The sequence below is a fragment of the Photobacterium sp. DNB22_13_2 genome, from assembly GCF_052873915.1.
Map to the genome: position 1 here is coordinate 333,781 of NZ_JBNNXU010000006.1, position 11,421 is coordinate 345,201.

General features: G+C 45.3%; 12 protein-coding genes. 5 read left to right on the forward strand and 7 right to left on the reverse strand.

Annotation, left to right across the window (positions count from 1 at the left end; all coding sequences use genetic code 11):
• From ACVA58_RS12080 to ACVA58_RS12095, 4 genes are all read right to left on the reverse strand, one after another.
• On the reverse strand, window positions 1-513 hold the full coding sequence (locus ACVA58_RS12080) for a GreA/GreB family elongation factor (RefSeq protein WP_446510691.1): 513 nt from the start codon (window positions 511-513) through the stop codon (window positions 1-3).
• Window positions 514-555: 42 nt separating this feature from the next.
• Window positions 556-1,491 (reverse strand): transcriptional regulator MelR, encoded by a 936-nt coding sequence (gene melR / locus ACVA58_RS12085; RefSeq protein WP_446510692.1) that lies wholly within the window; start codon window positions 1,489-1,491, stop codon window positions 556-558.
• A gap of 334 nt (window positions 1,492-1,825) precedes the next feature.
• Window positions 1,826-2,935, reverse strand: a complete 1,110-nt coding sequence (locus tag ACVA58_RS12090; RefSeq protein ID WP_446510693.1) for a M28 family metallopeptidase — start codon at window positions 2,933-2,935, stop codon at window positions 1,826-1,828.
• Window positions 2,936-3,114: 179 nt separating this feature from the next.
• Window positions 3,115-4,533 (reverse strand): DUF3943 domain-containing protein, encoded by a 1,419-nt coding sequence (locus tag ACVA58_RS12095; protein ID WP_446510694.1) that lies wholly within the window; start codon window positions 4,531-4,533, stop codon window positions 3,115-3,117.
• Window positions 4,534-4,822: 289 nt separating this feature from the next.
• On the opposite strand from ACVA58_RS12095, the gene ACVA58_RS12100 reads away from it, so the two are divergent.
• Window positions 4,823-5,566, forward strand: a complete 744-nt coding sequence (locus ACVA58_RS12100; RefSeq protein WP_446510695.1) for a hypothetical protein — start codon at window positions 4,823-4,825, stop codon at window positions 5,564-5,566.
• Window positions 5,567-5,988: 422 nt separating this feature from the next.
• Here the strand turns inward: ACVA58_RS12100 and ACVA58_RS12105 are convergent, their stop codons facing one another.
• The 3 genes from ACVA58_RS12105 to ACVA58_RS12115 form a co-directional block, all read right to left on the reverse strand.
• Complete coding sequence (locus ACVA58_RS12105; protein ID WP_446510696.1) at window positions 5,989-6,207, reverse strand: hypothetical protein; 219 nt, start codon at window positions 6,205-6,207, stop codon at window positions 5,989-5,991.
• Window positions 6,208-6,371: 164 nt separating this feature from the next.
• Complete coding sequence (locus ACVA58_RS12110) at window positions 6,372-6,974, reverse strand: 2OG-Fe(II) oxygenase (protein WP_446510697.1); 603 nt, start codon at window positions 6,972-6,974, stop codon at window positions 6,372-6,374.
• Window positions 6,975-7,086: 112 nt separating this feature from the next.
• Window positions 7,087-7,302: a TIGR02450 family Trp-rich protein gene (locus tag ACVA58_RS12115; protein ID WP_255042588.1), complete on the reverse strand. Its 216-nt coding sequence runs from the start codon at window positions 7,300-7,302 to the stop codon at window positions 7,087-7,089.
• Between the two features lie 336 nt (window positions 7,303-7,638).
• On the opposite strand from ACVA58_RS12115, the gene ACVA58_RS12120 reads away from it, so the two are divergent.
• The 4 genes from ACVA58_RS12120 (at window position 7,639) to ACVA58_RS12135 (ending at window position 11,313) form a co-directional block, all read left to right on the forward strand.
• Window positions 7,639-8,313 carry a spondin domain-containing protein gene (locus ACVA58_RS12120; RefSeq protein ID WP_446510698.1) on the forward strand — a complete coding sequence of 225 codons (675 nt, stop codon included), beginning with the start codon at window positions 7,639-7,641 and terminating at the stop codon, window positions 8,311-8,313.
• 9 nt (window positions 8,314-8,322) lie between these two features.
• Window positions 8,323-9,024 (forward strand): spondin domain-containing protein, encoded by a 702-nt coding sequence (locus tag ACVA58_RS12125; RefSeq protein ID WP_446510699.1) that lies wholly within the window; start codon window positions 8,323-8,325, stop codon window positions 9,022-9,024.
• Window positions 9,025-9,123: 99 nt separating this feature from the next.
• A complete protein-coding gene (locus ACVA58_RS12130; RefSeq protein WP_446510700.1) occupies window positions 9,124-9,891 on the forward strand; it encodes a response regulator transcription factor in 768 nt (255 codons plus the stop codon).
• A gap of 36 nt (window positions 9,892-9,927) precedes the next feature.
• Window positions 9,928-11,313, forward strand: a complete 1,386-nt coding sequence (locus ACVA58_RS12135) for an ATP-binding protein (protein WP_446510701.1) — start codon at window positions 9,928-9,930, stop codon at window positions 11,311-11,313.
• Window positions 11,314-11,421 lie beyond the last annotated feature (108 nt).

Consider the following 11,421-nt stretch of genomic DNA (forward strand, 5'->3'; position numbering starts at 1 on the left):
TCAGCAGATAGCCTCTACTTCGTAGAACACAACCTTACCTCCAAGGTGCACTTCTGCGTCTTCGCCCACCATCAGGCCAAGCAATGCCTCACCCAGCGGGGAGGTCGGTGTTACTACAACAACCTCTTGTTGTTCGAGTTGTACCTTGATCCCACCAGCAGTCGGACCAAAGAAGATCCACTTGTCGTTGTCATCTTCATCAAGAATATGGACCAAACAGCCTAAAACGATCTCTTCGATTGCTTGCGGCAATGCTGACTTAAGCTTCTCATAAGCATTGATATCAGCAAGACACTCTGCAACCCGCTGTGACTGACCATGGGCAAGATAAGCTGCTTCGATAGCCAAGGTATCATATTGGGTTTCCGCCACACTTTGATCATCAGTCGCAGCACTGTGTGCCTGATCGGCGGCATGCAATGCACTTTGGTAGGCTTGCTGTAAATCGGCGAGAATAAGATCAATGATCTGAGGTTTTAGAGTGGCATTCATGTTGGTGTTGTTATCATTCAAGCTAAATCAAAATTAGCTTGAAATAGTAACTCGGATTGAAGTTTATACCAAACTGCTGCCATGCAGTGCGAGATTATTGCTTTTACGACTAAGCTTGCGAAACTCGGTTGGCGTCATTTTCATATAGCGCTGAAAGGTTTCGTAAAAGCGACTATTGGAATTAAATCCGACCGTCAGAGCGATATCCAATATAGTCCGATTAGTATCTGTCAGCAGGGCACGAGCATGATTGATCCGCATAGAGGTGACATATTCCTTAATGGTCATCTTCATCACGCTCTGGAACAAGTTCATCGCGTAATTGGTGTGCAATCCTACATGCTCAGCGATATTTTTCACCGTCAGCGATGAATCATGATTACAAGCAATATACTCAAGGATCTTCTGGACATGGAACTGGGAGTGCTTCGATAGCCCCTTCATACTGCCCTTACTTTCCATGGTATGGGTAAGCTTTTCCCACCCCGTCAAACACACCCTTTTTAGCATCAGGGAGATTTCATCAGCAGCCAACTGACGAAAGCCGATATCATTACTCTTGCTCTCTTCCATCCAGAACGCAATCTGCTGTTCGGTGACGAGATTAGGCAGCGCAGACTGTACAACGGCACCGTGGGTAATCTGATTGAGCAACGCCTCATCAAGTGGCCAAGACAAAAAGTAATGAATGGGAATATTTAAAATCCCCATATTGCTCGAGTTTCCCGGCTCGATAAGCTGATGTGGTGTCGTGGCCCAAAAAATACCAACATGGCCATCACTGATGGTAAACGGATGATCATTGATAACGTAATCGACATCATCACCAAAGGGGATATTCACTTCAATTTGCCCATGCCAGTGATAGCAAGGCATATGATGTGGTTTACGTAACTCGATATGAATTGATTCGTACGAGGAGAATAAGCTTAGCGGGCCAATGGCATCAGCATCTGAGGTATCTTGCGGGTTTTCATTGTGGGCTGCTTGCTTGGCCATTCATCCTCTATATGTCGGTCAGTTAAACATATGCGAATATACGATACTACAGATGTTTCTGCCGGGTATTATTCGACAAACTGTGAGGCTCAGCCCAAAGCACTGAATAGCGAAATAACTAATGGCTGAGTAATAAATAATTAGGCGATAAAAAAAGGCCATCAGAAAGTATGATGGCCAAAGATGCTAAAATTGATACTAATTACCCATTTACCTAGCGAGTTTTTGGGTAGGTATACCCAAGTGACTGGGTATACCTATCTTTGAAAGAATACCGAGATTTATAACCATAAATCTCAAGTAGGTAAAACAAGAAATTTTTATCGTTTATTTATTATTTTTCATTGATGTAAGAATTTGACGTTAGCAACTGCAGTACGATGTTCACATTATCACTCAATTGCTGATCCACCCGGCCTGGGAATAGTTCTTCCAGTTTGTCCAACCGATCAAACTCGGTGTGCCAAATCTTGCCCCACTTAGTTTCACTGTCACGATCACATGCGGTTTTATTTTCCGCATCGTAGCAATCCCAAGCTGTTGGGTTCGTCGTTTGTGAATAACCGTCGTATCCCCACTGACCGTTAATGTTGAAATTAGTGGCTTCGACATAAGCGATTGGTATACCAGCGCAGGCAAACCCTGCATGATCTGACCATGAGCCCGTTTCACCTTCCGGATACCCAGGAAATTCTGGATGAACCGTATATTTACCGTCTTCGCCTTTAACGTCTATCGATGCCTGTAGCATGGCATCTCGGACATGGGTGTCAGCGTTATAATCAGACTCACTGAGGCCTAATTTCTCACAGGTGGATTGGTACTCACCGTAATCAGTGTGAGCTGCATGGACATAAACATAATCTCCCCCTCCGACAGTGTCGTAGTTAATCATGGCGATAACATTGTCTAATTGGTTATTATCCAGTGCCTGACGCACGTAATGCAGCGATCCGTTCAAGCCGTTTTCTTCCGCGCCGGGGAAAAGGATACGCACTGTGTAAGGCAACGACTCTTGCATCAAGTTTTCGGCAATTGCAACCGCTGCCGCCACCCCTGCACCATTATCTGTCGCTCCTAATGAACCATGATCTGAGCCAGTAGAGTCATAATGTGCAGCCAAGACAATAGTTTTCTCACTCTCCCCTTTTTTCTCAATAATATAGTTTTTCGAAGAAAGTAATTGATCGCCTTTCTGATAGGTGAATGGCTGCACAACAACATCATATCCAAAGCCAGTCAACTTGTCGTAAAGCCAGTTTCCCATCGCCTCTTCTTCAGGTGTACTGGCCTCTCTCGCACCGATCCCTTCAATCTCATCGGCAATACTGACTAGGTAACTCGTTGCCTTCTTGCCATAATCAATCGCTTCTGAATCGCTGTTACAGCCGCCGAGACCAAACAATACAGAGAGGGAGAGTATGCTGATAATTCCTTTTTTCATGATCGCACCATTATCTAATTTCAATTAATTGTTGTTATTCGAAATTAGTATCTGCAATGGGACTATAAAAACCGTGATAAATATCGCGCATAAATAATTTATAAGCAGAATTATGCCACTTTGAGATCTAAATCAAATCGGCATAAAATGTAACAATAAAGTGCGTAATAATATATTTATCACCACCGCTCACCGCGGCCAAAACGATATACCAACTGCCCAGAAAACAGATCATCATTGGTCGATAATTTGCCGCTATAGAAATGCACCCAATCTGCCTGAAGTGCCCAGTTATTGTCTAATTGATAATGTAACCCCAACCCACCATTGACTTGGAAAGTTGTGGTATCACGATCTTTCTCTAACAGAGTTTCGCCGATACCTGCATTAATATAAGGGCGAACATCATGTTCGGAAAGGAAATAATACTGGAAATCAAAGCTATAGTTTTCATAGGTAATACTTTCACCCGTTAGCTTACTGTCAGTATCAACTCGGGTATATTGCAAACGGGAAGACAACGATGGCGTATAATAAAGGCCCAGAGTGATCATCGGTGCCCAATTGTTCTCAATGCCCCATTCATCATCCAAATCCAGATAGCGACCTCCGACAGAGATCCCGACAATCCCGTAGTCAACAGGATCGCTGGTCGTTACGTTTCGGACCCGAGTATAACTGCGTCGCATCGCAGGACTCGTTTCACCCTCCCCAAACTGGAAGTTCATATTAAAATTAAACTGAGTATCCGTTTGCCCATTAGCCAGAGCAACATCCTGATAACCAATATAACCAGTACCTGACTTCACGACATCCCGCCCCATCAAATGGTTTACCCCACGGCCGAGGCTATCAACGGGATCGAGTAAGAACAGCGAAGTGTTACCCACCCATTCTGAGTCCCAGACCTTACCGCCTCCCTGAATAATCTCTCGCTCTTTGTTAAAGGCCCATTCACCATACACCCACCCCAATACGGGAGTCACCACAATGTCTTGTATGGCAGGGACTTCAGCAAAGGCCTCTACGCCGTACTCCCAATAAAAGGTCGACATCATGAAGGAGTAAACAAAGGCATCCCACTGGCGGTATCCCGATTTACGCGCGATTTGATAGTACACACCACCAAAATAGGGGTGACCGATATAGTTGATGTACCACACATCTCTATCCCATACCGGACCATCCCTTACGTTATCCCACCATTTTTCCAACAAGCGATCATCGCTGGTATCCCAGTTGGAGATATCTTCTGGCAACAAAGCGATAAAGCCCGCCACGCCCACGCCATACCAAAAAATAGATTTGGTTTGTGACCACAAACGATCAATATCCTCGCCGTTCTCCCCCGAAAACAGAGCAACGTTATAAGGCGAATCATACACTGACGCTTCTCTTGGTACCTGCTCCCACGTCGTATTGGTATAAGGAGAGTTTGAATAGGTGGAGGTATAATTTGGTTGCTCGGCTAAAACCGTAGTACTTGAAAGGAAGGTGGGCTGCTTTTCAAGCTTGGCATGCTCAACATCAACATTAGCACCGTCTGCCATCGCCATTGAGGATGCTAACGCTATTCCTACCGCCATTGCTAACCGCATTTCAATCTCCTTTCAAAACAACTCTCGGTTCAACACTCAAAATGGCGCATTCATATTGGCTATTAATTTCAGATACTTAAACACCATCTCCTTGAGTATAGTTAACTCGACCAAAAGAAAATAAATGCTTGCAGATGAATATCAATTCTCAGATCTGTCGCACAAATTTACTTACTCATTACTTTCTCTTCCTTACATGAAATATCGCAGTGACAAGTCGCCGAAATTCATTTCACTGCTAGCCTTTAACATGGAGTTTTTATCCCCTTACAAAGTGGAAGGAGTTAATATGAATATAATTGCTAAATCTGCTGTGCTTGTAATATCTGTTCTTGTTCTGATTTCACCTTTTGCCAGCGCCGAAAAATTATCAGATGCCGACTTACAAGCCGCGATAACAGTGAAATTAACTGAACAATTAAAGGATGAAAAAGTTGCTGCTCATACCGCTGATTTCATCATGAAAAACTTACTGACCTGGCAAGGTGAACCACTGCCAATCGATCAAGCTGATAGCATCATTGCCTATGCGTTCGGTAACCGCATAGCAGAGAACGGCAATCAATCACCTGGCCCAATGAACACAGCATTGGCAGATACGGTAGTGGAAATATACGAAAAAAATAGCAAGCCAGTATACGCGCAATGGGAAATCGCGCAGGAAATTGGCGATCGTATTGATGCTAAAGATCTCACTGCGATATACCCCAAGGTTGGTAGTGATGGCACGATCATTTACCTGAGCACCATCGGTGTTGCAGAAGAAATTGTCAAATTAGCCGGTGGCACCGATAAGCTCGGCAAAGCTGTTGTCGTCGGTTTCTATGAACACAGCCTACGTACCATCAACACATCAAAAGATGCAGGTATTGATGCTTATGCCCCAGAGGGAGTCGAATTGCCAAATCAATATGATGAACAATCAGGCCAACCATGGACCCGTGATGCGTTAATTTTTGTAATGCACGAAATCCGTAATAGAGGAACCAACGAGCGCACTCGGCTCATCGAGCAGTCTAACCAAGAAGAGTAGCACTTTAGTTATTCATCTCTCCACTCAACCTCGATGCGGCTACACACCTGTCCAGCAGTGCTATATTGGCATCGGGGTTGACCCCAGCAAAAATATGATAAACATGCTTATGATTATTACCCAGCCTTTGTTCAACCTTTCTTCAGACGGTAAAAGCAAGATGTCTAAATCCATGGGCAAATTCTTACCGACTGCCTGCAAAGGCTGATTTCGCCGATACGAGCTCGCCGCCAGGAACTTATCGCAGATAAAAGCTATCTCTTTGAGGTGTTGAAGAAAGGAAATAAACAAGCGAAAGAAGAATCAGAACAAACCCTAGGAAACATTAAAGCCGCTTTTGGATTAAATCTGTTATGAAATAAAAATAGCCATACTCTGAGTCCGGCAGGGTATGGCTAAGTAATAAAACCAGGAGACGACAGTTAACTCTCGAGATACTGTAGTAATTCTATAGGCTGGCATATTTTTAATGCGATTTTTCGTAAATACTCGGCGGTAATTTCATCACCTCCAAGACAGCGCTGAATTAGCGCAAGAATAGACTCAACCTCTACACCATCATGGCTTAATGACGCAATCCAATGATATTCAACGGCATTGATATCTGAGATTGTGTCCCTTCCAATAAATAATTTACCCATCACTCACCCTCAGACTTACGTTTTTCATACCCAATTCAAAATGATGGATACCGCAGCAAGTAAAATACCAAAAAAGTATGAATGCAATTCGCAACTTTACAAAAAATTACAATTTTCAATTACATAGCGGTAAATATTCGCCACTAATGTCTTTCTACAGCTCATTAATGGGCAATATCTAAGGTGTTATTTTTCACGCCATTGATGCGGAACCAACCTGCAATGCTAAAGCGCTCGACATTACTTGGCAGCACTTCGTGGGGAAATAGCTCGGATAAAAACACAAATAGGCGGCCCGATTTAGGTGCTAACTTCATTAGCTCTTGATCATCAAGGTCATAGACCACCAATTCACCACCATCTTCTTCGGACCAGCTGTCGTTCATATAAAAAACAGTGGTCAAACGGCGGTTTTCATTACCGCGAAAACAATCAAGGTGCTTCTGATAGAAGTCACCTTTCTCGTATTTAGCGAAATGGGCTTCATATTCAAACAAGCCCAAGAAGAATTGTTGGTTAACTTCACGGCGAATCGCTTCCATTCTTTCCAGAAAATCCTGAGCCGCGATACCTTGTTCAGCAGCTAGCCAATGGATCTTATCGCTACGAATGGATGACTCACGAGAGACTTCATCATTGCGGCCAATTCTGGCCTTAGTCCATTTCCCTGGCAAACAAGACTTCAGGTCGTTCACTTGTTCAGGAGAAAGGAAATCATCCCAGACGAAGAAACCTTGGGTCGCCAGCGCATCAATTAACTTCTGCATCACTTTTTCACAATTTAAGAAAGGATGCGGGTTATATAACCGATCACGCCTAACAACAATTCAGGTCGTCAATCCTGTCGATGAAAAATATTCGCCACTACAGCCTCCCCCCTCACTTCCACCCCATTAGCCAACGGCTACTGTCTTTTAATTCACGCCAATCTAGTTCAAACATTCGGTGATTAATGACCGCTTGGATGAGGCAACTAACGACTTTTTGATTTTCGTCGTATTCGACGTCTATCACCATGAAATGCTTCTCTCGCCCTTCCACTTCCACTTTGGTCCATTTGCTGCCAAACAGCGACTTAGGGTGTACCCGGTTCATGGCAATCTCCTATCAATATCTTATTTATGCCCAAGCTACTTGGCTATATAAAACAATACGTAATCTAAAGGAGGAAGGTTTATTCATCAAGAATATAGATGCTGGGTTCTATAAACAAACTCACGCCCCCCCGTCGTTGTCTGGACACTATTGCTCTTCCGGCATTTCCAATGAACAAGGTTCTGCTCTTCCTAGGTTCTAGGTTCTAGGTTCTAGGTTCTAGGTTCTAGGTTCTAGGTTCTAAAACCATTGTGAGAAATTTGTGAGATTTTTTGGAGAGTCCTGCAAGATTTATTCGCCATAGTGAAGGTAACTCACCAACACAGGGAAAGAACAATGAACAAGACACTCACTGCCCTATCACTTACGGCAGCCTTCATAAGCACAGAGCAAGCCCAGGCAGCGGAAATTGATGTCACCATCACCAATGCGACCAAAAATATTTATTTCACCCCTTTATTGGTTGCAGCCCATAGCAGCGATATCTTCCTGTTTCGTAGCGGTGAAACAGCCAGTTCTGAAATTGAGCAGATGGCCGAAGGCGGAGATATTGTTCCATTATCATCCCTCGCCAGTAACGCCGGAGCTGTTGTCATTTCGAACCCCGCTGGCGGTATCCTCAATCCCGGTGATTCAGCCACTGCGAGTATGGATACCGGCGATGCCGATAGCCTTACCATTACTGCCATGTTGTTGCCTACCAATGATGGTTTTGTCGGCTTAGATAGTTGGCCAATCCCATCCACACCGGGTACCTATACCGTACGCTTAAACGGTTATGATGCCGGTACCGAAGCCAATGATGAGCTCGCTGGCAGCATGCCAAATCCACCTTTCATCAACTTTGGTACTGGGGGGACGGGTGTCGAAACAACGGTTACAAATGACAGTGTTCATATCCACCCGGGTAACCTCGGTGATACCGATCCTGCCGGCGGCATCAGTGATATCAGCAGTACGGCTTATCGCTGGCTCAACCCTGTTGCCATTGTTACCGTAACCGTGAAGTAAGGAGGCAGTATGAAGAACTATCGCTTACTCTTGCTCGCTGCGAGCGTCACGCTATTGGCGGGGTGCCCGACCGACACGGATGATGATCCTGTGCCACCAGAAGAGACACTCGCCACTTTCAGTGTTGAGGTTAAAAACACCTCGGCAAACCAGCCCCTGTCACCACTAGCTATCATTGGTCATAGTAACGACTACCAGCTATTCACTGTCGGTCAACCCGCATCAGAAGCACTTGAGATGCTCGCGGAAAGCGGAGATAACAGCGCCCTACTAAGCGAACAAGCTGACGGTATCTCGGTACAAGCGGCTGGGAGCGGAGTGATCCTGCCAGCTGACAGCGATTCTGTGACCGTTACAATGGATACCTCGGCATCATCTTATCTCTCTGTGGCCAGCATGTTAGTCAATACCAATGATGCCTTTGTTGCTGAAACCGCGATGGACTTAGCCGAGTTGGCGGTTGGCGATACCTTGCGCATCGCCATGCCAGCATGGGATTCAGGTACCGAGGCCAATGATGAAGCCGCCGAGACTATTCCGGGCCCAGCAACTGGCGGGGAAGGGTTCAATAACGAACGCGACGATAACGACCGTGTTTCATTCCATCCCGGTGTGATCAGCAAAGATGATGGTTTAAGCACATCGGTACTGGACGCTACTCACCGCTTCCAGTCTCCAGCAGCCCAACTGATCATTACCCGTACAGAGTAATGACAACTATCTCGACATTTCTCTAACGATAGCGTGAAAGAAATCAGTCGCAATCCGGTCATCTGAGGGAGCCAGCTCCTCAGATGATTGGATATCACAATGACCTTAGCTGAAAAACAGGTACCAGCCGCAATGATCCTCATCGTAGAAGATGATAATGACCTTGCCGACCTGATCAACATGCATCTGTCCTTCCAAGGGCATGATGTCGTTCGGGTAACGAGTCTACAACAGGCCAGGCAAGCTTTGACCGAACAAACCTTTGATCTTCTGGTGCTTGACCGTGGGCTGGAAGATGGCGATGGTTTGAGCCTGTGCCAAGGGATACGGCAACAGCAAATAGGTAGTCAGCCATGGATTCCCGTATTGGTATTAACGGCTAGAGATACCGAGAAGGATAAGGTTGAAGGGCTTGAATCTGGCGCCGATGATTACCTAACTAAGCCTTTCAGCGTGTTGGAGTTTCAAGCCAGAATCAGGGCGATCTTGCGCCGCCAGCACTTTAGTAAAAAAGATGCCGCCAACGATACAGTTCTTGCCATTCAAGCGTCCGATGATAGCCGCGCTAATGTATTAAATTTTGGTGATCTGATCATCAACCCTGCCACCCATCAGGTTGAACTCAAACACGATGCTATTTCCCTTACTGCGACTGAATTTACCTTACTGCATTTTATGGCCAAGAGGCCGGGACGCGTATATAGCAAAGATGAGTTACTCGAGGCTGTTTGGCAGACCCAGTTTTCGGGTTACCACCACACGGTCTGTAGCACAATTAACCGGTTAAGAACCAAGCTCAATGCCAGCAACGAAGAGCACAAATACATTCATACCATTTGGGGTGTGGGATACAAATTTGAGGCCTGATATTGGATGGCGCGGCAATACTCTGGAGAGGCTGATATGAATTTTAAAACGAGGCTTGTTCTGCTGACCGGTTGTTGGTTTTTGCTGTCTATTGTCATTATTGGTGGTTTATTTAACTACCAGCAAACCTATATTGAACAACGCACACAGCAAAACCTGCATCGTGAATTGGCGGTGCATATGCGTGATGATAGTCCACTAATGGAAGGCAGTAACTACAACCCCAAGGCATTGAAATCCATCTTTCATACCCTGATGCTGCTCGGCCCTGATTTTGAAATTTACTTCCTCGATAACGACGGTAATATCAAAAGCCATGCGGCACCAGAAGGAAAAATTATCAGGCAACAAATCAATCTCTTGCCCATCCAAAATTTCCTCGCCAACAAACCTTTTCCTATCTTAGGCGATGATCCACGTGATTCTTTGAGCCAGAAAGTATTTTCTGTCGCGCCTATTACAGAAGGTAATACTACGCTTGGGTATTTGTACGTCGTCATTGGTAGCGAACAACGTGTCCTCGCCGCCAAGTTCAGTGATTTCAACTCATTACTACATTCGCCAATAGCTTGGGTTTCCTCGGCCGCTTTAATACTTGTTCTAGGTTTCAGCTTAACGGTATATATGCTCACTAAAGCAACCTTACTAAACCCGATAAGGCGTGTCACACAAGACCTGAAAACACAGGCTGAAAATGGATATCGCCTAAAACCCGAGGCCATGCTGAAAGTGGCGGAACTAAAACCCATCGCTAAGCAGATGTACCTTATGGCACGAACTATTTCGCAGCAGTTTCTCCAACTTGAGCAGCAAGAGCAAAAACGCCACGAACTGCTGGTACAACTCAGCCATGATCTCAAGACCCCACTCGCCAGTGTGCTGGGTTACCTTGAAACTTGGCAAATTCAGGCCACCAAACCGGATCCATTAATCAACACCGCCCAGCGTAATGCCTTGAAGTTATCCGACCTATTAACACAACAAATCGATATCGCTCGCCAGCAATCGGTACTCACCGAACCGAAATTTGAAACCTTGAAGCTCGGTCATATACTTCAGGACGTCATTGACACAATGCAACCAGAGGCGAGTAAAAAGAAAGTCGAGCTAGCGCTAAATATTCCCACGCAAGACGCAGTTTTCGGTGACAGACAATTATTGCAACGGCTATTCACTAACTTGTTTGACAACGCCATTAGGCACGCACCGTCAGCGAGTAAGATACAACTCACTATCAATTCCGATCCAGTTGGGCTAGGTATTTCCATGGAGAATGACATCGACCCGCAAGCCCCCTGCGGCACTATGGGGCTAGGCACTAAGATCATCCAATCGATTCTAATGCTGCATCAAAGCCAACTGAATACCAAACAGGAACAACAGCATTTTGAGCAATCCTTCAGCCTTCCTCTTCCCACCTAGTCACCACTTCTCCTGAAGCGGAATGAGGAAGGCTTAATTAGATGGTCCGCCTCACTCCAAAGCCGCTAGGCTTTGGTTTGAGATAATACGGAGGCGAACCATCATGTT

Coding starts and splice junctions, on each gene's coding strand:
- ACVA58_RS12105 (WP_446510696.1), bottom strand. CDS start 6,207: ATGGGTAAATTATTTATTGGAAGGGACACAATCTCAGATATCAATGCC.
- ACVA58_RS12115 (WP_255042588.1), bottom strand. CDS start 7,302: ATGAACCGGGTACACCCTAAGTCGCTGTTTGGCAGCAAATGGACCAAA.
- ACVA58_RS12110 (WP_446510697.1), bottom strand. CDS start 6,974: ATGCAGAAGTTAATTGATGCGCTGGCGACCCAAGGTTTCTTCGTCTGG.
- ACVA58_RS12120 (WP_446510698.1), top strand. CDS start 7,639: ATGAACAAGACACTCACTGCCCTATCACTTACGGCAGCCTTCATAAGC.
- ACVA58_RS12100 (WP_446510695.1), top strand. CDS start 4,823: ATGAATATAATTGCTAAATCTGCTGTGCTTGTAATATCTGTTCTTGTT.
- ACVA58_RS12095 (WP_446510694.1), bottom strand. CDS start 4,533: ATGCGGTTAGCAATGGCGGTAGGAATAGCGTTAGCATCCTCAATGGCG.
- ACVA58_RS12130 (WP_446510700.1), top strand. CDS start 9,124: ATGACCTTAGCTGAAAAACAGGTACCAGCCGCAATGATCCTCATCGTA.
- ACVA58_RS12135 (WP_446510701.1), top strand. CDS start 9,928: ATGAATTTTAAAACGAGGCTTGTTCTGCTGACCGGTTGTTGGTTTTTG.
- ACVA58_RS12090 (WP_446510693.1), bottom strand. CDS start 2,935: ATGAAAAAAGGAATTATCAGCATACTCTCCCTCTCTGTATTGTTTGGT.
- melR (WP_446510692.1), bottom strand. CDS start 1,491: ATGGCCAAGCAAGCAGCCCACAATGAAAACCCGCAAGATACCTCAGAT.
- ACVA58_RS12125 (WP_446510699.1), top strand. CDS start 8,323: ATGAAGAACTATCGCTTACTCTTGCTCGCTGCGAGCGTCACGCTATTG.